The 21,174-nt window shown below is 73.1% G+C and carries 20 protein-coding genes and 1 pseudogene; 10 read left to right on the forward strand and 11 right to left on the reverse strand.

Annotated elements, in window-relative coordinates; all coding sequences use genetic code 11:
- The first annotated feature begins 37 nt into the window (after positions 1-37).
- Complete coding sequence (locus tag ACFZP7_RS05360) at positions 38-370, forward strand: putative quinol monooxygenase (protein ID WP_030974253.1); 333 nt, start codon at positions 38-40, stop codon at positions 368-370.
- A gap of 19 nt (positions 371-389) precedes the next feature.
- Here ACFZP7_RS05360 and ACFZP7_RS05365 read toward each other — a convergent pair whose 3' ends face one another.
- On the reverse strand, positions 390-812 hold the full coding sequence (locus ACFZP7_RS05365; RefSeq protein WP_019327416.1) for a YjbQ family protein: 423 nt from the start codon (positions 810-812) through the stop codon (positions 390-392).
- Positions 813-867: 55 nt separating this feature from the next.
- Between ACFZP7_RS05365 and ACFZP7_RS05370 the strand changes: the two genes are divergently transcribed.
- Positions 868-1,947, forward strand: a complete 1,080-nt coding sequence (locus tag ACFZP7_RS05370; protein ID WP_385633977.1) for an NAD(P)-binding domain-containing protein — start codon at positions 868-870, stop codon at positions 1,945-1,947.
- A gap of 12 nt (positions 1,948-1,959) precedes the next feature.
- On the opposite strand, the gene mltG is transcribed toward ACFZP7_RS05370, so the two are convergent.
- Complete coding sequence (gene mltG, locus ACFZP7_RS05375; protein WP_355517665.1) at positions 1,960-2,826, reverse strand: endolytic transglycosylase MltG; 867 nt, start codon at positions 2,824-2,826, stop codon at positions 1,960-1,962.
- 43 nt (positions 2,827-2,869) lie between these two features.
- Complete coding sequence (locus ACFZP7_RS05380; RefSeq protein WP_030974251.1) at positions 2,870-4,672, reverse strand: ABC transporter ATP-binding protein; 1,803 nt, start codon at positions 4,670-4,672, stop codon at positions 2,870-2,872.
- Positions 4,673-4,810: 138 nt separating this feature from the next.
- Between ACFZP7_RS05380 and ACFZP7_RS05385 the strand changes: the two genes are divergently transcribed.
- On the forward strand, positions 4,811-5,272 hold the full coding sequence (locus tag ACFZP7_RS05385) for a MarR family winged helix-turn-helix transcriptional regulator (protein WP_019327420.1): 462 nt from the start codon (positions 4,811-4,813) through the stop codon (positions 5,270-5,272).
- 15 nt (positions 5,273-5,287) lie between these two features.
- On the opposite strand, the gene ACFZP7_RS05390 is transcribed toward ACFZP7_RS05385, so the two are convergent.
- Positions 5,288-6,034, reverse strand: a complete 747-nt coding sequence (locus ACFZP7_RS05390) for a hypothetical protein (RefSeq protein ID WP_385633978.1) — start codon at positions 6,032-6,034, stop codon at positions 5,288-5,290.
- A gap of 182 nt (positions 6,035-6,216) precedes the next feature.
- Between ACFZP7_RS05390 and ACFZP7_RS05395 the strand changes: the two genes are divergently transcribed.
- From ACFZP7_RS05395 to ACFZP7_RS05410, 4 genes are all read left to right on the forward strand, one after another.
- Complete coding sequence (locus ACFZP7_RS05395) at positions 6,217-8,058, forward strand: ABC transporter transmembrane domain-containing protein (RefSeq protein WP_385633979.1); 1,842 nt, start codon at positions 6,217-6,219, stop codon at positions 8,056-8,058.
- On the forward strand, positions 8,055-9,836 hold the full coding sequence (locus ACFZP7_RS05400; protein WP_385633980.1) for an ABC transporter ATP-binding protein: 1,782 nt from the start codon (positions 8,055-8,057) through the stop codon (positions 9,834-9,836). The genes ACFZP7_RS05395 and ACFZP7_RS05400 overlap by 4 nt, the downstream gene beginning before the upstream one ends.
- A 315-nt stretch (positions 9,837-10,151) precedes the next feature.
- Positions 10,152-10,622 (forward strand): DUF5709 domain-containing protein, encoded by a 471-nt coding sequence (locus tag ACFZP7_RS05405; RefSeq protein ID WP_029393774.1) that lies wholly within the window; start codon positions 10,152-10,154, stop codon positions 10,620-10,622.
- Between the two features lie 60 nt (positions 10,623-10,682).
- A complete protein-coding gene (locus tag ACFZP7_RS05410; protein WP_019327426.1) occupies positions 10,683-10,958 on the forward strand; it encodes a type B 50S ribosomal protein L31 in 276 nt (91 codons plus the stop codon).
- 74 nt (positions 10,959-11,032) lie between these two features.
- On the opposite strand, the gene ACFZP7_RS05415 is transcribed toward ACFZP7_RS05410, so the two are convergent.
- Positions 11,033-11,827, reverse strand: a complete 795-nt coding sequence (locus ACFZP7_RS05415; RefSeq protein ID WP_385633981.1) for a metal-dependent hydrolase — start codon at positions 11,825-11,827, stop codon at positions 11,033-11,035.
- Between the two features lie 145 nt (positions 11,828-11,972).
- Here ACFZP7_RS05415 and ACFZP7_RS05420 point away from each other — a divergent pair, with 145 nt between their 5' ends.
- Complete coding sequence (locus ACFZP7_RS05420; RefSeq protein WP_019327428.1) at positions 11,973-14,486, forward strand: RNA helicase; 2,514 nt, start codon at positions 11,973-11,975, stop codon at positions 14,484-14,486.
- Between the two features lie 19 nt (positions 14,487-14,505).
- A complete protein-coding gene (locus tag ACFZP7_RS05425; protein WP_019327429.1) occupies positions 14,506-15,372 on the forward strand; it encodes an acyl-CoA thioesterase II in 867 nt (288 codons plus the stop codon).
- A 23-nt stretch (positions 15,373-15,395) separates the two neighbouring features.
- Here ACFZP7_RS05425 and ACFZP7_RS05430 read toward each other — a convergent pair whose 3' ends face one another.
- On the reverse strand, positions 15,396-15,545 hold the full coding sequence (locus tag ACFZP7_RS05430) for a hypothetical protein (RefSeq protein ID WP_385633982.1): 150 nt from the start codon (positions 15,543-15,545) through the stop codon (positions 15,396-15,398).
- 140 nt (positions 15,546-15,685) lie between these two features.
- Positions 15,686-16,099, reverse strand: coding sequence for a roadblock/LC7 domain-containing protein (locus ACFZP7_RS05435; protein WP_019327431.1), 414 nt, complete (start codon positions 16,097-16,099; stop codon positions 15,686-15,688).
- Positions 16,100-16,206: 107 nt separating this feature from the next.
- Between ACFZP7_RS05435 and ACFZP7_RS05440 the strand changes: the two genes are divergently transcribed.
- Positions 16,207-16,635: a PPOX class F420-dependent oxidoreductase gene (locus tag ACFZP7_RS05440; protein WP_019327432.1), complete on the forward strand. Its 429-nt coding sequence runs from the start codon at positions 16,207-16,209 to the stop codon at positions 16,633-16,635.
- A 28-nt stretch (positions 16,636-16,663) separates the two neighbouring features.
- On the opposite strand, the gene ACFZP7_RS05445 is transcribed toward ACFZP7_RS05440, so the two are convergent.
- From ACFZP7_RS05445 to ACFZP7_RS05460, 4 genes and pseudogenes are all read right to left on the reverse strand, one after another.
- A complete protein-coding gene (locus tag ACFZP7_RS05445; RefSeq protein WP_046250218.1) occupies positions 16,664-17,269 on the reverse strand; it encodes an ATP/GTP-binding protein in 606 nt (201 codons plus the stop codon).
- Between the two features lie 62 nt (positions 17,270-17,331).
- A complete protein-coding gene (locus tag ACFZP7_RS05450; RefSeq protein WP_030974230.1) occupies positions 17,332-17,745 on the reverse strand; it encodes a DUF742 domain-containing protein in 414 nt (137 codons plus the stop codon).
- A gap of 18 nt (positions 17,746-17,763) precedes the next feature.
- The gene (locus ACFZP7_RS05455) at positions 17,764-18,201 is read right to left on the reverse strand and encodes a roadblock/LC7 domain-containing protein (protein WP_019327435.1); all 438 of its coding nucleotides are present in this window, start codon (positions 18,199-18,201) and stop codon (positions 17,764-17,766) included.
- 898 nt (positions 18,202-19,099) lie between these two features.
- Positions 19,100-21,157 (reverse strand): annotated as a pseudogene (locus tag ACFZP7_RS05460) (nitrate- and nitrite sensing domain-containing protein); the annotation flags it as partial.
- Positions 21,158-21,174: the final 17 nt, after the last annotated feature.

Raw genomic sequence — 21,174 nt, forward strand, 5'->3', positions numbered from 1 at the left:
GAACCCTCCGGTCGACCCCTCACAGAAAGCGAACGTCATGATCTTCATTACGGCGAAGTTCCAGGTGCTCCCGGAACACGCGGACCAGTGGCCGGAGATCTCCGGGGAGTTCACCCGGGCCACCCGCGAGGAGCCCGGCTGCCTCTGGTTCGACTGGTCCCGCAGCGTGGAGGACCCGTCCGAGTACGTCCTGGTCGAGGCGTTCCGCGACGATGAGGCGGGCGCCGCGCACGTCCAGTCGGCGCACTTCCGGGCCGCGCAGGAGAAGCTGCCGCGCTACCTGGCCCGGACGCCGCGCATCGTGAACACGACGCTCGACCAGGACGGCTGGTCGGAGCTGGGCGAGATGGCGGTGGAGCAGGGGGCCTGAGGCCGCCGGGCTCCCTCGGTCAGCCGAGGAAGCTCAGCCGGACCTGGCGGTCGGGATTGTCCCGGTTGGTGTCGACCAGGCACACCGACTGCCAGGTCCCCAGCTCCAGCCGCCCGCCGATCACCGGGAGCGTCGCGTGCGGCGGCACGAAGGCGGGCAGGACGTGGTCGCGGCCGTGACCGGGGCTGCCGTGGCGGTGCTGCCAGCGGTCGTCGGCGGGCAGCAGCGTGTGCAGGGCGGACAGCAGGTCGTCGTCGCTGCCGGCGCCGGTCTCGATGACGGCGATGCCGGCGGTGGCGTGCGGGACGAAGACGTTGAGCAGGCCGTCGCGGCCGGCCGCGACCTCGCGCAGGAAGGACTCGCAGTCGCCCGTGATGTCGGCGACGCGTTCCGTCGATCCGGTGGCGAGGTTCAGGACCCGGGTGGTGAAGGCATCTGGCATGCCCCCATCCTGACATCGGGGGAAGACCGGGGCGCGCTCCGCCGTTGGTGCAAGCGTGAACCACACACGTGAGGTCGAGGTCGTCGTCATCGGTGCCGGTCAGGCGGGACTCGCCGCGGCCCATCACCTGCGGCGCACCGGTTTCGAGCCGGAGCGCGACTTCGTGGTCCTGGACCACTCCCCGGGGCCGGGGGGCGCGTGGCAGTTCCGCTGGCCGTCGCTGACGTACGGCAAGGTGCACGGGATGCACGCGCTGCCGGGCATGGAGCTGACCGGGGCGGATCCGGCGCGGCCGTCGGCCGAGGTGATCGGCGAGTACTTCGCGGCCTACGAGGAGACCTTCGACCTGCGGGTGCGGCGGCCCGTGGACGTCCGCGCGGTGCGGGAGGGCACGGGCGGGCGTCTGCTGGTCGAGACGTCGGACGGGGCGTGGTCGACGCGGGCGCTGATCAACGCGACCGGCACCTGGGACCGGCCCTTCTGGCCGCGCTACCCGGGCCAGGAGACCTTCCGCGGGCGGCAGCTGCACACCGCGCGGTACGCGGGCCCCGAGGAGTTCGCGGGACAGCGCGTGGTCGTGGTGGGCGGGGGCGCCTCGGGGACGCAGCACCTGCTGGAGCTGGCCCCGTACGCCGCCGCCACCACGTGGGTGACCAGGCGGCCGCCCGTGTTCCGGGAAGGGCCCTTCGACGAGAACGCGAGCCGGGCGGCGGTGGCGCTCGTCGAGGAGCGGGTGCGGCGGGGGCTGCCCCCGAAGAGCGTGGTGTCCGTGACCGGACTCCCGCTGAACGACGCGATCCGCGCCGGGCTGGAGTCCGGTGTGCTGGACCGCCTGCCCATGTTCGACCGGATCACCGAGGAGGGCGTGGAGTGGGCCGACGGGCGGCGGGTGGCCGCCGACGTGATCCTGTGGGCGACCGGGTTCCGGCCCGTCATCGACCATTTGGCGCCGCGACGCCTGCGGGAGGCGGGCGGCGGGATCCGGGTCGAGGGGACGCGCGCCGTCGCCGACCCGCGGGTCCATCTCGTCGGCTACGGGCCGTCGGCCAGCACCATCGGCGCCAACCGGGCGGGACGCGCGGCCGTACGGGACATCAGGCGGCTGCTGGCCGAACAGGAGCCGGTCGCCGCGTGACGCCCCGCCGGGTCACGTGTCCCGCGCCCCGCCGGACGCGCTGCGCGCGAGGCGGTTGAACTCGGCGACGTTGCGCTGGTGTTCCGCGTAGTCGGCGGTGAACCGGGTGTCGCCGGGCTTGACGGTGACGAAGTACAGCCAGTCGCCCGGCGTCGGGTCGATCGCGGCGCGCATCGCGTCCTCGCCCGGATTGGCGATGGGCGTGGGCGGCAGCCCCATGCGCTGGTACGAGTTGTAGGGGCTGTCGATCTTCGTGTCCTCGGTGGTGGTGTGCAGGGTGGAGCGGCCCAGCGCGTAGTTGATGGTGGAGTCCATCTGCAGCGGCATGCCGCGTTCCAGCCGGTTGAAGACCACCCGGGCCACCTTGCCCATGTCCTCCTCGGTGGCGGCCTCGGCCTGCACGATGCTGGCGATGGTGACCGCCTGGTAGACGTTGAGCGCGTTGCGCTGGGCACCGGCGGCGATGGGCGCGCCCGTGAACTTCTCGTTCGCCGTGTCCACCATGGCCGTCAGCAGCTTCTCGGGGGTCGGGTTCTCGCCGAGCGGGTAGGTCGCCGGGTAGAGGTAGCCCTCGGGGTTGCCCTCGGCGTCGTTCGGAAGCTTGAGGTGGGCCTTGGCCAAGGATTTCTTGGTGGTGCCCGCGGGCAGGGCGAGGGCCTTGTCGACGGCGTCGTAGACCTGGGTGGCGCGCCGGCCCTCCGGGATCACCAGGGAGGTGGGACGGGGGTCCCCCTCGTCGTCCGTCATCAGCAGCGGCACCGCCACGGCGGTACCGGCCACGACGGCGCCGGTCGCGATCAGGGCGATGCGGCCCCGGCGCGTCAGTCGGATCGTTCTCCTGGTGCCTCTCGGGCTGCGTGGCGGCGTGTTCGTCTGCATGCGGGCACGGTAACCCTGAAAAGCGGACAAACCTGGCATATCTTCATTTTGTCGGTTCCAGTCGGGCGTCCCGGCGGACCAGGGCGGCGTACCGCCCGTCCCGCTCCAGCAACTCCTCGTGCGTCCCCTGCTCCGCCAGGCGCCCGGAGTCGAGGACCACGATGCGGTCGGCGTCGCGGACGGTGGAGAGGCGGTGCGCGATGGTGATCGTGGTCCGGTCGGCGGACAGGGCGTCGATGGCCTCCTGCACGGCGGCCTCGGTCCGGGTGTCCAGGGCGCTGGTCGCCTCGTCGAGGACCAGGACGGGCGGGTCGCGCAGGATGGTGCGGGCGATGGCCAGGCGCTGCTTCTCCCCGCCGGAGAACCGGTGCCCGCGTTCACCGACGACCGTGTCGTAGCCGTCGGGCAGGGCGGCGATGTGGTCGTGGATCTGCGCCGCCCGCGCCGCCTCCTCCAGCTCGGCGTCGGTGGCGTCCGGTTTGGCGAAGCGCAGGTTCTCGGCGACCGAGGCGTGGAAGAGGTACGTCTCCTGCGAGACGACGCCGACCGCGCGGGCGAGGGTGTCGAAGTCGAGATCGCGCACGTCGACCCCGTCCAGGGTGACCCGGCCGCCGGTCACGTCGTACAGCCGCGGCACCAGGTGGCCGAGCGTGGACTTGCCGGCGCCGGTCGGGCCGACGACGGCGAGGCTGCTGCCGGCGGGCACGGTGATGTCGATCCCGTCGAGGACCGGGCGGCCCCGGTCGTCGTAGCGGAACTCGACGCCCTCGAAGCGGACCTCGCCCTTGACGTGGTCGAGACGGACGGGGTCCTCCCGCTCGGTGATGTCCACGGGCAGGTCGAGGTACTCGAAGATGCGCTGGAAGAGCGCGAGCGAGGTCTGGATCTGGACACCGGTCGACAGCAGGCTCACGGCGGGACGGAACAGGCCCTGCTGGAGCGAGACGAAGGCGACGATCGTGCCGAGGGAGACATCCGGACCGCCGAGCTGGAGGGCGATGCCGGCGGTCCAGTAGATGACCGCCGGCATCGCCGCCATGACGATGGTGATGACGGCCATCCGCCAGCGGCCCGCCATGTTCGACCGCACCTCCAGGTCGACCAGGCCCTCGGACTCGTCGGCGAAGGCGCGGGTGAGCGAGTCGGAGCGGCCCATGGTGCGGCCGAGCAGGATGCCGCTGACGGAGAGCGACTCGGTGACGGTGGCGGCCATCGCCGCCATCTGCTTCTGCCGCTGAGTGGTGATCTTGCGGCGCTCGCGGCCGACGCGGCGGCTGATCCACACGAACACCGGGAGCAGGAGCAGCGAGACGACGGTCAGGCGCCAGTCGAGCACCACCATGGCGACGATCGTGGCGACGACGCTGGTGAGGTTGGAGACCAGGGAGGTCGCCGTGGAGGTGACGGTGGCCTGCATGCCGCCGATGTCGTTGGCGATGCGGGACTGGACCTCGCCGGTGCGGGTGCGGGTGAAGAAGGCCAGGGACATGCGCTGGAGGCGGCCGTAGACGGCGGTGCGCAGGTCGTGCATGACCCGCTGGCCCACGGTCGTGGAGATCAGCGTCTGCAGCACCCCGAAGACGCTGGTGAGGACGGCGCCGAGGATCATGCCGAGGGCCAGCAGGCTCAGCAGACCGGTGCGCCCCTCGGGGATCGCGACGTCGAGGATCTCCTTCAGCAGGAAGGGGGTGGCGACCGAGACGAGCGAGGCCGCGCCGACGAGCAGGCCGACCACCGCGAGGCGGCCGCGGTACGGGCGGAAGAGTCTCAGGATGCGGCGCACCTGCCGGGGCTGTTCCTTCGCGTCGGCGGGCGCCTGCCAGGCGGATTCGCGGTCGGGGTGCATGGGCTCCTACGGAGGGTCGGGACGGGGGCGGCCGGCCGTGGCCGTACGGCTCGGACGCACCGGTCCGGCGGGACTTTACGGACCATAGCTCATTGTTACCTATACTCACAATGAACATCGTCCTGATATTGTTCCCGTATGACCGCCCCCGATCCCGACGGACTGCTCGCCGAGCAATTGCTGCGCCTCACCCGCCGGGTGCACCGCATTCAGAAGCGTCATCTCGAGCACCGCGGCCTCGGCATCACTCCGGCCCAGTCCCGGCTGCTGCGCACCCTGGCGCACTACGGCTCGCCGCCCCGCATGGCGGATCTCGCCGAGCGCCTGGAGGTCGTGCCCCGAGCGGTGACGACACTGGTCGACGGACTGGAGACCGCCGGGAAGGTACGCCGCGTCCCGGACCCCGGCAACCGACGGGTGATCAGGATCGAGCTGACCGACGACGGCCGCGCCGCCCTGCGCGAACTGCACGCCGGGCGCCGCGCCGCCGCCGAGGAGATCCTCGCGCCGCTGACGGACGATCAGCGCACGCTCCTCGGCGGACTCCTGGGCGCGCTCGTCGACGGCCCGCCCTCGCCGCCGGAGCAGCGGAGGGCGTGACGGGCGGACGCGCCGTCAGGCCCTCAGGTGCGCCCGGTCGCTCATGACGACCACCGGGTGCAGGTCCGGTTCGAGCGTGCGCAGCAGGTGCTCCATGCCCTCCTCGGGCAGGCTGACGCAGGCGGACGTGCCGCTGCCGTGGTCCATGTGCAGCCAGATACTCCCGCCCTTCGAGGTGCCCTCGGGGCGGGTCGGGTCGTTCGGCGGGGTGCCCTTCACGCGGTTGTAGTCGATGGCGATCACGTAGTCGAAGTCGTGCCAGTACGACCTGCCCCACGACCGCGGTGCGGCGAAGGAACCGGACCGGGTGTAGGGCAGCCCGGCGCCGGGTGATCCGTCGGGGTCCGGGAGCACGCCGCCCGCGTCGCTGAGGGTGAACACGCCGACGGGGCTGCGCTTGTCGTTCTCGTGGTGGTCGGTCGTCCACCCCTTGGTGCCGTTGTGCGCCGCCCAGACGCGGTCCCGGTGCCACGCGGAGCCCCGCTTCGTGTACAGCGCGACCGTGGACCGCGCGGAGTCGACGCCCTCGCCGTACACCACCACGACCTGGCGCGAGTCGGCGGGTATGCGGCGGTGGAACCGCTCACCGAGGCCCGGGATCGCCGTCGGGTCGGCGGTGGCGGCACCGCCGCTCCGGCTCGCCGAGGGGTGTCCGCTCCCCGCCTCCCGCGCGCCCTGTCCGGACGGGCCGCCGCAGGCCGCCAGCAGGAACCCGAGAGCCGCCGCCGCGACCGCCGCACGCCGTCCAGTACCCGTCCGCATCGGTCCATGGTCGCACCCGCGCCGAGCCGCCCGGAAACAGGGCGTCGGACGGCAGCCGGATTCATGCCCCACCGCGGAAAACCGCTTGATTTTGGGCACGCCGCGACGCGAACCTTTCACGGTTTGCAGCTTCTTCATGCCGTGGGCAACGGCACCTCCCTGACACGAGCCACTGGGACGTCATGCAGATCCAAGACCTTCCGTTCCCCGACCCGGGTGTGCCGGACGCACGCTCGGGGCCCCGATTCCTGTGGTGGCTTTTCCGCAACCAGCTGGGTGGACAACTCAAGTCGCTGGCCTGGGGCCTGCTGCACTTCGCCTCCGTCTCCGCCCTGCCGTTCTGCGTCGGTCTCGCCATCCAGGCCGTCGTCGACGGCTCCGGCTCCCGACTCGCCGTCGCCGGTGGCCTCATGGCGCTGTGCTGTGCGGGCAACGCGCTGGGCGACACCTTCCTGCACCGCGCCGCCGTCACCAACTGGATCACCGCGGCGGCCCGCGTCCAGCAACTGCTGGCCCGCAAGACCGCCCTGCTGGGCTCGGCCCTGACCCGCCGCGTCGCGGCCGGGGAGGTCGTGGCCGTCTCCACTGGTGACGTGGAGAAGATCGGCTGGTTCGTGGAGGCCGTCTCCCGCTTCACGGCGGCGGCGCTGACCATCGTGCTGGTCTGCGTGGCCCTCGTCGTCTACGAGCCGGCGCTCGGTGTCGTCGTGGTCCTGGGCCTGCCCGTGCTGGCCCTCGCGGTACTGCCGCTCCTGCCCCGGGCCACCCGGCGGGCCGACGTCCAGCGGGAGAAGGCCGGCCGCGCCACCGAACTGGCCTCGGACACCGTCGCCGGGCTGCGGGTGCTGCGCGGCATCGGCGGCGAGGAACTCTTCCTCGAGCGCTACCGCGCCGCCTCCCAGGAGGTGCGCCACGCGGCCGTGCGCAGCGCCCGCATGTGGTCCCTGATCTCCGCGATCCAGGTGCTGCTGCCCGGACTGCTGCTGATCGCGGTGGTCTGGCACGGCGTCCACCTGGCCCGCGAAGGGCGTATCGGCGTCGGCGAACTCGTCACCGTCTACAGCTCCGTCATGCTCCTCACCTACCCTCTGCGGCACTTCGAGGAGATCGCCATGGCGTACTCCTTCTCCCGGCCCTCCGCCAAACGGGCCGCGCGTGTGCTGGCCCTGGAGCGGGCCACCGACACCGCCGGATCACGCCCGGCCGAGGTGCCGACCGGGGATCTGTACGACCCGGAGACCGGGCTGCTCGCGCCCTCCGGCCGGTTCACCGCCGTGGTGTGCGGCGATCCGGACGCGGCCGGGCGCCTGGCGGAGCGCCTCGGCGGCCACCCCTCGGAGAAGGGCACCTCCGCGCTGCTGGGCGGGGTGCCGCTCGACGAGCTGCCCCTGGAGGCCGCGCGCACCGCCGTCCTGGTGCAGGACAAGGACCCGGTGCTGCTCTCCGGCACGCTGCGCGAACTGCTCGACGTGCCCTCCTCCGGCGCGGTCGACACCGAGGACGCGCTGGCCGCGGCCCAGTGCGGGGACGTGCTGGCGGCCCTGGTGCAGGGATCGGTCGGCGCGGACGACCCGTTGGACGCCCGCATCACCGAACGCGCCCGCTCCCTGTCGGGCGGGCAGCGCCAGCGGCTCGCCCTGGCCCGGTCCCTGATCACGGACCCGGAGGCACTGGTGCTGGACGAGCCGACCTCCGCCGTGGACTCGCACACCGAGGCGCGGATCGCGCAGGGCGTGCGGTCGCTGCGCGAGGGGCGGACCACCGTGGTCTTCACCTCGTCGCCGCTGCTGCTCGACCGCGCGGACCGGGTCGTGTTCCTGCACGACGGCAAGGCCGCCGCGACCGGCACCCACCGGGACCTGCTGCACGGCGAGCCCCGGTACCGCGCGGTGGTGACCCGCGAGACCGACGAGGAGAGCGCCGCGCACCGGGACTCGGCGGTCCTCGAAGGCGGCGCCCCCGGCGACGACGTACTGCACCGAGACGTACTGCACCGACTGGAAGAGATCGAGGAGACGGCATGATCGGCGTCGCGCCACCGTCGTACGACCCGGCGGCCCCGACGACGGCGAGCACCCTGCCCGTCGGCGCGCCCGCGACCGTACGCGCCTACGCGGGCGAACTGCTGCGCCGGCACCGTCGCGCGTTCGCCCTCCTGGTCACCGTCAACACCGTCGCGGTGATCGCCTCCATGGCGGGCCCCTATCTGCTGGGCGGCCTCGTGGAGCGGGTGTCGGACGGCGCCCGGGAACTGCACCTGGGTCTCACGGCCACGCTGTTCGTGCTCGCGCTCGCCGTCCAGGCCGTGTTCGTGCGGGAGGTGCGGCTGCGCGGGGCGATGCTCGGCGAGCGGATGCTGGCCGACCTGCGCGAGGACTTCCTGGTGCGGTCGGTCGGGCTGCCGCCCGGCGTCCTGGAACGGGCCGGGACCGGAGACCTGCTCTCCCGCATCACGACGGACGTCGACCGGCTCGCCAACGCCATGCGCGAGGCCGTGCCCCAGCTCGCGATCGGTGCCGTGTGGGTGGTGCTGCTGCTCGGCGGGCTCGTGGTCACGGCCCCGCCGCTGGCGCCCGTGGTGCTGCTCGCGGTGCCGCTGCTGGTGATCGGCTGCCGCTGGTACTTCCGGCGGGCTCCCTCCGCCTACCGCTCGGAGGCCGCCGGGTACGCCGCCGTGGCCGCCGCGCTCGCCGAGACCGTGGACGCCGGGCGCACCGTCGAGTCGCACCGGCTGGACGCCCGCCGCATCGAGCTGTCGGAGCGCCGGATCAAGGAGTGGACGGCCTGGGAGCGCTACACCCTGTGGCTGCGCTCGGTGCTCTTCCCGGTCATCAACATCACCCATGTGACCGTGCTCGCCTCCGTCCTGCTGATCGGCGGTGTGTTCGTCCTCCAGGGCTGGATCGGGGTCGGTCAGCTGACCACCGCGGCGCTGATCGCGCAGATGCTGGTCGACCCGGTCGGCATCATCCTGCGCTGGTACGACGAGCTGCAGGTGGCCCAGGTGTCCCTGGCCCGGCTGGTGGGTGTGCGCGGCATCGAGCCGGACGCCGGTGACGCCGCCCTGGCCCCCGACGGACGGCACGTGCACGCCGACCGTGTCCACTTCGGCTACGTCGAGGGGGTGGACGTCCTGCGCGAGGTGTCGCTGAAGGTCGCTCCCGGCACGCGGGTCGCGCTCGTCGGACCGTCGGGGGCCGGCAAGTCGACGCTGGGCAGGCTGCTGGCCGGCATCTACGGTCCGCGCGACGGCCGGATCACCCTCGGTGGCGCGGAGCTGTCCCGGATGCCCGCCGAACGGGTCCGCTCGCACGTCGCCCTCGTCAACCAGGAGCACCACGTCTTCGTGGGTTCGCTGCGCGACAACCTCCGTCTGGCCCGGGCCGGCGCCACCGACGCCGAGCTGTGGGCGGCGCTGGGCGCGGTCGACGCGGACGTCTGGTCCCGGGCGCTGGAGGAGGGCCTGGACACCGAGGTCGGTTCGGGCGGCTTCACGCTCACGCCGGCCCAGGCCCAGCAGATCGCGCTGGCCCGCCTGGTGCTGGCCGACCCGCACACGCTGGTGCTGGACGAGGCGACGTCGCTGCTCGACCCCAGGGCGGCCCGCCACCTCGAACGGTCCCTGGCCAGGGTCCTGGACGGCCGCACGGTGATCGCGATCGCGCACCGGCTGCACACCGCCCACGACGCGGACGTCATCGCCGTCGTGGAGAACGGGCGGATCAGCGAGCTGGGCAGCCACGACGAACTGGTCGCGGCGGACGGTGCCTACGCGGCGCTGTGGCGGTCCTGGCACGGGTGAGGGCACGCCGCCCGGCACCGGGCCGGGCACCCTGACGGCGCGGCCGCGGGGCCCGCACCGGTCGGGAGCGGTCCCCGCCGTGTACCGGTCCGGGCCACCGGGCGGCCCGGCGGGGCACCGGTGGCGGGGACCCGGTCGACGGCCGTGCCGTTGCGGGTTCCCGAACGGGAGTGGAAGGCTGGGAGGAGGCACCGGCTCGGGGGAGCCCCCGGGACCGCGTGGTTCCGCGAGGGGTGTCGCCTGTGCCCCGTGCAGCGGCGGCCCGCCGCGGACCACGGCGAGACGGGGTCCCGCCCCACCCCCCTGGAGGTACCCGTGAACAGCGTCGGCGGATGGGGAGACGACGTCTATCAGCCCGACGGATCCGAGCAGCGCGAGGACACGGGGCTGCTCGACGGCGAGGACACCCTCGAGTACGACGGTGTGGACGACCCCCTCGACCGCGGCTGGTCCCCGCCCGAACGCCCCTGGGCGGTGGAACACACCGGTGTGACCGCCGCCGAACGCCGGCGGGGCGAGACGCTGGAACAGCGGCTGTCCGAGGAGCGGCCGGACGTGCTCGCCCCGGACGGCGACGGACTGGGCGATTCCGACGGCACCGACGGGGAACTGCTGGACAACGAGGTCGGCACGGACCGCTCCGGCCGGCTCGTGGCCCCCGACGAGGGGGCGCACGAGGACGAGGAGCCCGCCCTGGTCGCCACGGACGTGGGCATCGACGGTGCCGCCGCCTCCGCCGAGGAGGCCGCGATGCACGTCGTCGACGAGGACTCCCTGCCCGGCTGACGCCCCCCGCGGCGGCGTCCCGCCGCCGCCCCGATCATCCGCGCCGCACGAGGAGCAGCGATGCAGCAGGACAAACACCCCGAGTACCGGCCCGTGGTCTTCCGGGACCGCAGCGCCGGATACGCCTTCCTCACGCGTTCCACCGCCACCAGCGACCAGACGATCGCCTGGGACGACGGCGAGACCTACCCGGTGGTGGACGTGGAGATCTCCTCCGAGAGCCATCCCTTCTACACGGGCAAGGCGCGGACCGTGGACTCCGAGGGACGCGTCGCCCGTTTCGAGCGGCGCTACGGCGGCGGAGGCGAGGGGCAGGGCGCCGGCGGCACCGGCTGAACGGGCCGGGCGACCGGGTCCGTGCCCCGGCGCGGACCCCGACGCGGGCCCGCGGGGCTGTGGCCGTGCGGCCCTCAGATGAAGTTGAGCGCCGCCGCGCCGCCCACTCCGCCGAGGAGCATGAACGCCGGCATCAGCACCTTCAGCTCGACCCAGCTGCCCGCCCGGAAGCGCATGGCCTTCGGCGGGCCGATGGGATACCAGCGCTTGCCCCCCACCGGTATCGGCCAGAGTATCGGGCAGCCCGAGACGGTCAGCGCGTCCCCGATGTCGTGCACCAGCGCTCCGAGCACGATCGGCAGCCCCAGCCACAGGTACTCCTGGCCCGGCGCCGTGAACAGCCAGTCGGCACCGCCGTCCGGCTTGTCCAGTATCCCGGCGATGATCCAGGCGCTGGTCCCGGCCAGCAGCCAGACCAGCACGTCGCTGCTGGAACCCCGGGTCGCCCGCCAGAGCAGGCCCTCGATGGCGAGCACCATGTGCACGAAGAGGATCGCCAGCACCGCCCAGCGGCCGCCCGTGATGGCCAGCACCGAGGTGCCGCCGCCGATCAGGACCGCCCACAGCCAGGTGTGGGTCAGTGTGCGGTGGCCGCCGGAGCGGCGCGGGTCGCCCTGCTTCTTCGTCGCCTTGTAGACGGCGTAGGACAGTTTGTCGACTATCTCGCACAGCCCCCGTGAGACCGGTCCGAAGGCCCGCGAGATGGTGGCCGCCTTGTGGTCGAGGTCCGGGGCGAGCGCGGCTCCGGCACAGATCAGCGCTCCGGCGAGCAGCACCGGCCAGGGCATCGGGTGCCCGGCCGCGGCGGTCGCCGCTCCGACGCCGAGCCACGCCGCGGCGCCCGACAGTGAGTGCGCTGGTCCCATCATCGCCGTTGCCCGCCCCATTCCTCGTGTGCCGCTGTGCAGTTGTCCCGGTCGGCCGAAGCCTCGTCGGCGACCCAGCGTAGCGTTCGTGATCTTCACGCGGACAGCCGATTCCCCCATCGCGGCCGAGGCCAGGCAAGATGGGGGCGTGACCCTCATCGATCAGCTGCCGCGGACCGCCGACCCCGATGCCCTGTACGAAGCCTTCGAGGCGTGGGCCCAGGAGCGCGGTCTCACGCTCTACCCCCATCAGGAGGAAGCGCTGATCGAGGTGGTCTCCGGCGCGAACGTGATCGTGTCGACGCCCACCGGCTCCGGGAAGAGCATGATCGCCGCGGGCGCCCACTTCGCGGCCCTCGCCCGTGACGAGGTCACCTTCTACACCGCCCCGATCAAGGCTCTGGTGTCGGAGAAGTTCTTCGAGCTGTGCAAGCTCTTCGGCACCGAGAACGTCGGCATGCTCACCGGTGACGCCTCCGTCAACGCCGACGCGCCGGTCATCTGCTGCACCGCCGAGGTCCTGGCGTCGATCGCGCTGCGCGACGGCAGGCACGCGGACATCGGCCAGGTCGTCATGGACGAGTTCCACTTCTACGCGGAGCCCGACCGCGGCTGGGCCTGGCAGATCCCGCTGCTGGAGCTGCCGCAGGCGCAGTTCGTCCTGATGTCGGCCACCCTCGGTGACGTCTCCTTCTTCGAGAAGGACCTCGCGCGACGCACCGGCCGCCCCACGGCGGTGGTCCGCTCGGCCACCCGGCCCGTGCCGCTCTCCTACGAGTACCGCTACACGCCGCTCACCGAGACGCTCACCGATCTGCTGGAGGCCCGGCAGGCGCCCGTCTACATCGTGCACTTCACGCAGGCGCAGGCCGTGGAGCGGGCGCAGGCGCTGATGAGCATCAACATGTGCACGCGTGAGGAGAAGGAGAAGATCGCCGATCTGATCGGCAACTTCCGCTTCACCACCAAGTTCGGCCGCAACCTCTCCCGTTACGTCCGGCACGGCATCGGCGTCCACCACGCCGGCATGCTCCCCAAGTACCGGCGGCTGGTGGAGAAGCTCGCCCAGGCCGGTCTGCTGAAGGTGATCTGCGGTACGGACACGCTCGGCGTGGGCGTCAACGTGCCCATCCGCACGGTGCTGTTCACGGCCCTGACCAAGTACGACGGCACCCGGGTGCGCACACTGCGGGCCCGCGAGTTCCACCAGATCGCGGGCCGGGCCGGGCGCGCGGGGTTCGACACGGAGGGCTTCGTCGTCGCCCAGGCGCCCGAGCACGTGGTCGAGAACGAGAAGGCGCTCGCCAAGGCCGGCGACGATCCGAAGAAGCGGCGGAAGGTCGTCCGCAAGAAGGCTCCCGAGGGCTTCGTCGCCTGGTCGGAGAGCACCTTCGAGAAGCTCATCGCGTCCGATCCCGAGCCGCTCACCTCCCGTTTCCGGGTCACGCACACCATGCTGCTGTCCGTGATCGCCAGGCCCGGCAACGCCTTCGCGGCCATGCGGCACCTGCTGGAGGACAACCACGAGCCGCGCAAGCAGCAGCTGCGGCACATCCGCCGGGCGATCGCCATCTACCGCTCGCTGCTGGACGGCGGCATCGTCGAGAAGCTGGACGAGCCGGACGCCGAGGGGCGCATCGTGCGGCTCACGGTGGATCTGCAGCAGGACTTCGCGCTGAACCAGCCGCTGTCCACCTTCGCCCTGGCCGCCTTCGAGCTGCTGGACCCCGAGTCCCCCTCGTACGCACTGGACATGGTCTCCGTCGTGGAGTCGACGCTGGACGATCCGCGGCAGATCCTGGCCGCCCAGCAGAACAAGGCGCGCGGCGAGGCGGTCGCCGCGATGAAGGCCGACGGCGTGGAGTACGAGGAGCGCATGGAGCGCCTCCAGGACATCACGTACCCGAAGCCCCTGGAGGAGCTGCTCTTCCACGCCTACGACACCTACCGCCGGAGCCACCCGTGGGTCGGTGACCATCCGCTGTCGCCGAAGTCGGTCATCCGGGACATGTACGAGCGGGCGCTGACCTTCACGGAGTTGGTCTCCCACTACGAGCTGGCCCGCACCGAGGGCATCGTGCTGCGCTACCTCGCGAGCGCCTACAAGGCGCTCGACCACACCGTCCCCGACGACCTGAAGTCCGAGGACCTCCAGGATCTGATCGAGTGGCTGGGCGAGATGGTGCGCCAGGTCGACTCCAGCCTGCTGGACGAGTGGGAGCAGCTGGCCAACCCGGAGGAGATGACCGCCGAGGAGGCGCAGGAGAAGGCCGACCAGGTGCGGCCGGTCACCGCCAACGCGCGGGCCTTCCGCGTCCTGGTCCGCAACGCCATGTTCCGCCGCGTCGAGCTCGCCGCCCTCGACCAGGTCGAGGAGCTGGGCGAGATGGACGGCGAGGCCGGCTGGGATGCCGACGCCTGGGGCGAGGCCATGGACGCGTACTGGGACGAGTACGACGACCTGGGCACCGGCCCCGACGCCCGCGGCCCCAAGTTGCTGGTCATCGAGGAGGAACCGCGCGACGGCCTGTGGCGGGTGCGGCAGATCTTCGACGACCCGAACGACGACCACGACTGGGGCATCAGCGCGGAGGTCGACCTGACGGCCTCCGACGCGGAGGGCCGGGCGGTCGTCCGCGTCACCGATGTCGGCCAGCTGTGAGCACAGGAGAGAACCACCCATGACGAATCCGGCCGAGAGCCTCGTCGCCCTGCTCGACCTGGAGCAGATCGAGGTCAACATCTTCCGCGGCCGCAGCCCCGAGGAGTCGCTGCAACGGGTCTTCGGCGGCCAGGTGGCCGGCCAGGCGCTGGTCGCCGCGGGACGCACCACGGACGGCGACCGCCCGGTGCACTCGCTGCACGCGTACTTCCTGCGCCCGGGCCGCCCGGGCGTGCCGATCGTGTACCAGGTCGAACGGGACCGGGACGGGCGGTCGTTCACCACCCGGAGGGTCACCGCGGTGCAGCAGGGCCGCACGATCTTCACGCTGACCGCCTCCTTCCACAAGCCTGAACAGGGGAGTTTCGAGCACCAGTTGCCGCCGGCCCGCAAGGTCCCGGACCCGGAGGACCTGCCGAGGGTCGCCGACGAGGTGCGGGAGCACCTGGGCGCGCTGCCCGAGCAGTTCGAGCGGATGGCCCGCCGCCAGCCCTTCGACATCCGCTACGTGGACCGGCTGCGCTGGAGCGCCGAGGAGGTCGAGGACGCCGAGCCCCGCAGCGCCGTGTGGATGCGCGCGGTCGGCCCGCTCGGTGACGACCCGCTCGTGCACACCTGCGCCCTGACCTACGCGAGCGACATGACCCTGCTGGACGCGGTGCGCATCCCGGTGGAACCGCTGTGGGGCCCGCGGGGCTTCGACATGGCGTCGCTGGACCACGCCATGTGGTTCCACCGGCCGTTCCGTGCGGACGAGTGGTTCCTGTACGACCAGGAGTCGCCGATCGCGACCGGGGGACGTGGGCTGGCCAGGGGGCGCATCTACGACCGGGACGGGCGGATGCTGGTGTCCGTCGTCCAGGAGGGACTGTTCCGGGCCCTCTAGTCAGGTCGCGGGCAAGCCTTCGGTCAGGGTCTGCGCACGGCGAGGCCGGCCTCGGGGCGTTCGAGGCCGGGTCCCCGCGCCGCGAGGCCGGGCTCGGCCTCGGTCGAGCCGGTGCGGGCGACGCGCCGGGCGGTCGTGGTGGTGGTTCCGTGCGTGCGAGTGCTGCCGGACATGGTGGTCTCCCCCGTGGAGTGTGCGGCCGGGCGCCGGTCGGCGCCCGCCTGACACAGAAACCGTAGCCGCCCCGGCCCCTTTCGCGCCGACCCTGTGGAAAACCTTCGAGGTGCCCCCGCAGGAGTGCTGAACGACCAGGTCAGAGCTCTGTGGGAGATATCCGGCCCGGCTGACGGGCATCGACGTCGAGGTGCTCGCCGACCCGGTTCACGAGCAGGGTCATCTCGTAGGCGATCTGCCCGATGTCGGCCTCCGCTCCGCTGAGTACGCACAGGCAGCTTCCCGAGCCCGCCGCGGTGACGAACAGCACGGCGTCGTCGAACTCGACCATCGTCTGCCGTACCTGACCCGCGCCGAAGTGGCGTCCCGAGCCCTTGGCCAGGCTGTGCAGTCCGGACGAGACCGCCGCGAGGTGTTCCGCGTCCTCGCGGCGCAGCCCCGTACTGGCCCCGGTCACCAGCCCGTCGTTGGAGAGCACCAACGCGTGCCGGACGTGTGGGACGCGTTCCGTCAAATCGTCCAGCAGCCAGCCGAGTCCCTGGTTCTGCGCCATGATCCGGTCTCCCCGTGTCGTCCCCGTATGCGTGCGTCTCCCCCGTGCCGGGGGATCTGCCCGCCAGCCTTCACCACGCCCGTGCTCCGGGCAAGGAGGATGTGGGCATGGCAGAGAAGATGACCGATGAGGAATGGCGGGCGTTCGTCTCGGACGGCACCCGCACCGCCAAGCTCTCGACCGTCCGGGCGGACGGCAGCCCGCACGTGGCCCCGATCTGGTTCCTGCTGGACGGGGACGACGTGGTGTTCAACACCGGCGAGAACACCGTGAAGGGGCGCAATCTGGCCCGTGACGGCCGCGTCGCCCTGTGCGTGGACGACGACCGGCCCCCCTTCGACTTCGTCGTGCTGCAGGGCCGCGCCCGCCTCTCGCGGGACCCGGCCGACCTCCGGCACTGGGCCGCGCGCATCGGGGCCCGGTACATGGGTGAGGAACGCGCCGAGGAGTTCGGGGCGCGCAACGGCGTCCCGGGTGAACTCCTCGTCCGCGTCACCGTGGACAAGGTGCTGGCGCAGAAGGCCGTGGCGGACTGAGACCCGGCCGGGGCGGGAGCCGGTGCCCTCAGCGCACCGAGTCGAGCAGCCGGGCGGTGTGGATCCGCCCGGCGTACTCGACGAGCCGGATCAACACCTCCTTGCCCGAATCGCGGTCCCGGGCGTCGCACAGCACCACGGGGGTCCCCGGATCGAGGTCGAGGGCGCGCAGGACGTCCTGCGTCCCGTACCGGCGCGCCCCCGTGAAGCAGTTGACGGCCACCACGAACGGGATGTGCCGGTGCTCGAAGTAGTCCACGGCCGGGAAGCAGTCCGCCAGGCGCCGGGTGTCCGCGAGGACCACGGCGCCGAGCGCACCCTGGGACAGCTCGTCCCACAGGAACCAGAACCGATCCTGGCCCGGTGTGCCGAAGAGGTACAGGGACAGACCGGACCGGATGGTGATGCGGCCGAAGTCCATCGCGACGGTCGTGGTGACCTTGCGGTCGATGCCCTCGGTGTCGTCCACCAGCCGGCCGGCCTCGCTGAGTCGTTCCTCCGTGCGCAGCGGCCGGATCTCGCTGACCGCGCCCACCAGGGTGGTCTTGCCGACGCCGAACCCTCCGGCGACCAGGATCTTCAACGCCAGCGCCGTCGTGTCGCCGTCGGTGGCGTCTGCGTGCTCGGAGACCATCGTTCACTTCTCCCGGTCCGTCGGGTGGTGCACGGTCGTGCCGGTCATGGCTGTCGGCTCCTTCACAGTGCGCGGAGTCCGTCGATCACTTCCCGCAGAATCCGTTCGTCCGGCAGACGGGCCGGAGGTACGGGGCGGCTCACGGTCACACAGCCGAGTTCCACCAGGTCGCCGAGGAGGACCCGGACGACTCCCACGGGCAGGTCGGCGTCCGCGGCCAGCTCGGCGACCGACTGGGTCTCGGACCGGCACAGGCGGACCAGGGTCCGGTGTTCCGGGCCGAGCACGGCGTCGTCGGAGCCCGGCGCGCCGGGGACGCGTGTGACGAGGGCGATCAGGTCGAACCGCACCCACTCGGGGCCGGGCCGGGTGCGTCCGCCGGTCATCGCGTAGGGGCGGACCAGCGGCCCGGCCTCGTTGTCGTACCACTGGCTGCCCGGCCGGTCCCGGTCGGTGCCCGTGGTGTGGTCGGTCATCCGTGCGGCCCTCCCGGGTCATCCGCCGGCGGGCGGGCGCGCCACGGCGCGCGGCGCGGTGCGCAGGTGCTCGCCCACCCGCTTGACCAGCCGTGCCATCTCGTAGGCCACCAGGCCGATGTCGGCGGTCACGGCGGTGAGGACGGCGAGGCAGGAGCCGTCGCCGGCGGCGGCCACGAAGAGGAATCCGTCGTCCATCTCGACCATGGTCTGGCGCACGCCTCCGGCACCGAAGTGCCTGCCCGCGCCCTTGGCCAGGCTGTGGAAGCCGGAGGCGACCGCCGCGAGGTGCTCGGCGTCCTCCCGGCCGAGACCGGTCGACGCGCCCACCGCGAGTCCGTCGTTCGACAGCACCACGGCGTGCCGCACCTCTCGCACGCACCCCACGAGGTCGTCCAGCAACCAGTCGAGTTCGCGGGTCCGCCGGGCGCTCCCGGTGCCGGGATCGTGGATCATGCGGGGTCTCCTTCTGCTCCGTGGTCGTCGGCCCGCGCGTCCTGCGGTGGGCGACGACCGGGGGGCCGGCCGCCGCCTCGCGACCAGCCGTCGCGGTAGGCCGCCATGCGCTCCCGTACGAGTTCGGGGGTGCGTTCGTCCCGGCCGGGCGGGGCCGGCGGCGGCTCGGGGTCCGCCGGGCGCGCGTCGCGCAGTTGGGGGGCGAGGCTGGCCTGCCGCACGCGGCGGGGCAGGTCGTCGGACCGGGCCGTGGTGTACGCCCCGCCGTTCTCGGCGGGCAGGCCCTCGGTGGGGGACGGTCCGGGGTCGGTGGGCCGGCCCTTGGTGGGTGGCGGCCGGTCGTCGGTGGGCCGGTCCGCGAGGAGGAACGGTCCGTCGTCGGCCGGCCGGGCTGCGCTCGGGGACGGCCGCTCGTCGGCCGGTCGCGCCGTGAAAGGCGACGGTCCGTCATCGGCTCGGCGGCCCATGAAGGGCGACGAACCGTCATCGGCCGGCCGGCCCGCGAGAGGCGACGGTCCGTCGTCGGCCCGGCGGCCCGTGAAGGGTGACAGCCCTTCGTCGGCCGGTCGGGCCGCGAGGGGGGACGGTCCGATGCCGGTGGGTCGGCCTCGGGGATGTGACGGTCCCGGGTCGGTGGCCCGGCCCGTGGTGGGTGGCGGGCCGGGGTCGTCGGCGGGCGCGGGCGGGTCGTGGGGGCGGTGCAGGCGCAAGGGGGACGCTCCTCGGGGCCGTGGAGGTGCCGGGTCCTCCCCCGCCGCCGGTGCGGAGGCCGCCAGTGCCGGGCGCCCTGCCGGTACGGGGACGGGCTCCGGGTGCCCGACGGGGGCGGGTACGGACCCGTACCCGGCGAACTCGGGCGGCGACGCCAGGGGTGCCGCTCCGGACGGACGTCCCGGCGTGCCGTCGTCCAGGAGGCCCGTGGGCAGGAGGACGACGGCGGTGGTGCCGCCGTAGGGCGAGGTCTTCAGGTGCACCTTGATGTCGTGGCGGGCCGCGAGCCGGCTGACCACGAACAGGCCGAGACGGTCGCTGTCGAAGAGGTCGAGCGCCTCGGAGCGGGCGATGCGGCGGTTGGCCTCGGCGAGCGTCTCCCTGCCCATGCCGAGCCCGCGGTCCTCGACCTCGACGACGTACCCGTTGCCGACCGGCTCGCCGGTGACGCGTACCCGCGTGTGCGGCGGCGAGAACTGGGCGGCGTTCTCGATGAGTTCGGCGATGAGGTGGGTGAGGTCGGCGACCGCGGCGCCGACGACGGACGCTTCCGGGAGGTGCCGTACCTCCACGCGCGCGTAGTCCTCGACCTCGGAGACGGCCGCGCGGACCACGTCCGTGAGGGAGACCGGCATGCGCCAGGCACGGCCGGGCGCGGCGCCGGAGAGGATGATCAGGCTCTCGGCGTGCCGCCGCATGCGGGTGGTGAGGTGGTCGAGGCGGAACAGGTCGCTCAGTTCGTTCGGGTCGTCGGAGCGGCGTTCCATGCGGTCCAGGAGGCTCAGCTGGCGGTGGACCAGGATCTGGCTGCGGCGGGCGAGGTTGACGAAGACCCCGGAGATGCCGCCGGCGAGCTCCGCGCGCTCCACCGCGGCCCGCAGCGCGGCCCGATGCACGGTGTCCAGGGCCTCGGCGACCTGTCCGGCCTCGTCCTCGGCGGGCGGCCCCTGCGGTGCCTCGGCGTCGACGTCGACCTCCTCGCCGGCGCGCAGTCTGCGCATGGCCTCGGGAAGTCTGCGCCGGGCGATCTCCAGGGCGCCGTCGCGCAGGCCGACCAGTTCGACCACGAGGCCGCGGCCGATGCGCACGGAGATGACGAGCGAGGCGGCGACGGCGAGGAGGCCGAGGAGGACGGCGGCGCCGGCGGGAGTGAGCACACCCCGCGTGAACGGGTCGGCCCGGTCGGCGACATGTCGTCCGGCGTCCAGTTCGATCGCTCGCATGCCGTCCCGCACGCGCGCGTGCGCCTCGTCCCAGCGGGTGACCGGGGCCGCCGACCCGGGCGCCGGACCGCCGGGGTCCGGGGCGAGCACGTCGTCCTCGGCGGCGCGCACGGTCGCGTGGCGCCGTCGGCGGCCAGGTCCCGCCATGCGGCGCGTTCGGAGCCGCGCAGGTCGGCGACCGCGGACTCGGTGAGGGTCCGCCGCCTGTCGACGGCGCCGGTGAACAACCGCAGCCGCTCGCCGGCGAGGCCGTCGGCGCGTGGGACCCCGGCCAGCAGGGCGTCCTCCTGGGCGAGCGCCTCGCCCGCGCGGGCGAACTCGACGAGGACCCGGGCCTCGGATCCCCGGTCGGCGTCCTGGACGCCGCTCAGCGCGCCGCCCACGGGAAAGGCGGCCGCGATCGCCGCCGTGTACCGGCCGTACGCCTCCTTCCAGTCCGCGTCGCCGGCGAGGACGGCGGCGCGCAGTGGTCCGAGCCCTTCGGCCCCGGTGACGAACGTTTCGAGCCGCCGGGCGACTCCGGTGGGGAGTTCCCCGCTGTCGGCGACCGTGTGGCGGTCGCCCAGACGCAGCTCCGCGACCGCGCGGTCGGTCCGCGCGGTGAGTTCCCGGTAGTCGTCGCCCGGGACCGCCGAGGGGTCGGTGACGCGGTGCACCGCCGCGCGCCGCTCCGCCTGGAGGGCGGCTACGGCCTCGCCGACGGGAGCCCGGACCTCGGCCTCCACCCGCTGTACCTGGCGCAGCCGGGCGATGTCCTGCGCCGTCGTGACGGTGGCGTACGCCCACAGGGTCAGCAGGGAGACGACGGGCACCATCAGGAGGCAGACGATCCTGGCTCGCACCGTTCGGGGACGTATGCGCCGGCGCCGGGCGCGCGTGCCGGGCGGAGGCCGGGGCGCCGCCATGGGGTCCGTCGGGCCCTCGTCCGCCGCCGGTGGCCCGGCGTGTGCCCGACGGCCGCGCACGGGTGGCCCGACCGGCGGCTCGGTGCCGTCCGCGGAAGACGTCCGTGGTGTGCGCATGGTCTCCTCGCTCGGGG

Source organism: Streptomyces sp. SudanB5_2050, assembly GCF_964272335.1.
Classification (GTDB): Bacteria; Actinomycetota; Actinomycetes; order Streptomycetales; family Streptomycetaceae; genus Streptomyces; species Streptomyces rochei.

Bases quoted from the DNA above. Each gene is read 5' to 3' on its own strand.
- ACFZP7_RS05415 (WP_385633981.1), bottom strand. From the start codon at position 11,827: ATGATGGGACCAGCGCACTCACTGTCGGGCGCCGCGGCGTGGCTCGGC.
- ACFZP7_RS05440 (WP_019327432.1), top strand. From the start codon at position 16,207: ATGGCAGAGAAGATGACCGATGAGGAATGGCGGGCGTTCGTCTCGGAC.
- ACFZP7_RS05445 (WP_046250218.1), bottom strand. From the start codon at position 17,269: ATGGTCTCCGAGCACGCAGACGCCACCGACGGCGACACGACGGCGCTG.
- ACFZP7_RS05400 (WP_385633980.1), top strand. From the start codon at position 8,055: ATGATCGGCGTCGCGCCACCGTCGTACGACCCGGCGGCCCCGACGACG.
- ACFZP7_RS05395 (WP_385633979.1), top strand. From the start codon at position 6,217: ATGCAGATCCAAGACCTTCCGTTCCCCGACCCGGGTGTGCCGGACGCA.
- ACFZP7_RS05380 (WP_030974251.1), bottom strand. From the start codon at position 4,672: ATGCACCCCGACCGCGAATCCGCCTGGCAGGCGCCCGCCGACGCGAAG.
- ACFZP7_RS05360 (WP_030974253.1), top strand. From the start codon at position 38: ATGATCTTCATTACGGCGAAGTTCCAGGTGCTCCCGGAACACGCGGAC.
- ACFZP7_RS05385 (WP_019327420.1), top strand. From the start codon at position 4,811: ATGACCGCCCCCGATCCCGACGGACTGCTCGCCGAGCAATTGCTGCGC.
- mltG (WP_355517665.1), bottom strand. From the start codon at position 2,826: ATGCAGACGAACACGCCGCCACGCAGCCCGAGAGGCACCAGGAGAACG.
- ACFZP7_RS05435 (WP_019327431.1), bottom strand. From the start codon at position 16,099: ATGGCGCAGAACCAGGGACTCGGCTGGCTGCTGGACGATTTGACGGAA.
- ACFZP7_RS05390 (WP_385633978.1), bottom strand. From the start codon at position 6,034: ATGCGGACGGGTACTGGACGGCGTGCGGCGGTCGCGGCGGCGGCTCTC.
- ACFZP7_RS05430 (WP_385633982.1), bottom strand. From the start codon at position 15,545: ATGTCCGGCAGCACTCGCACGCACGGAACCACCACCACGACCGCCCGG.
- ACFZP7_RS05425 (WP_019327429.1), top strand. From the start codon at position 14,506: ATGACGAATCCGGCCGAGAGCCTCGTCGCCCTGCTCGACCTGGAGCAG.
- ACFZP7_RS05410 (WP_019327426.1), top strand. From the start codon at position 10,683: ATGCAGCAGGACAAACACCCCGAGTACCGGCCCGTGGTCTTCCGGGAC.
- ACFZP7_RS05450 (WP_030974230.1), bottom strand. From the start codon at position 17,745: ATGACCGACCACACCACGGGCACCGACCGGGACCGGCCGGGCAGCCAG.
- ACFZP7_RS05365 (WP_019327416.1), bottom strand. From the start codon at position 812: ATGCCAGATGCCTTCACCACCCGGGTCCTGAACCTCGCCACCGGATCG.
- ACFZP7_RS05455 (WP_019327435.1), bottom strand. From the start codon at position 18,201: ATGATCCACGATCCCGGCACCGGGAGCGCCCGGCGGACCCGCGAACTC.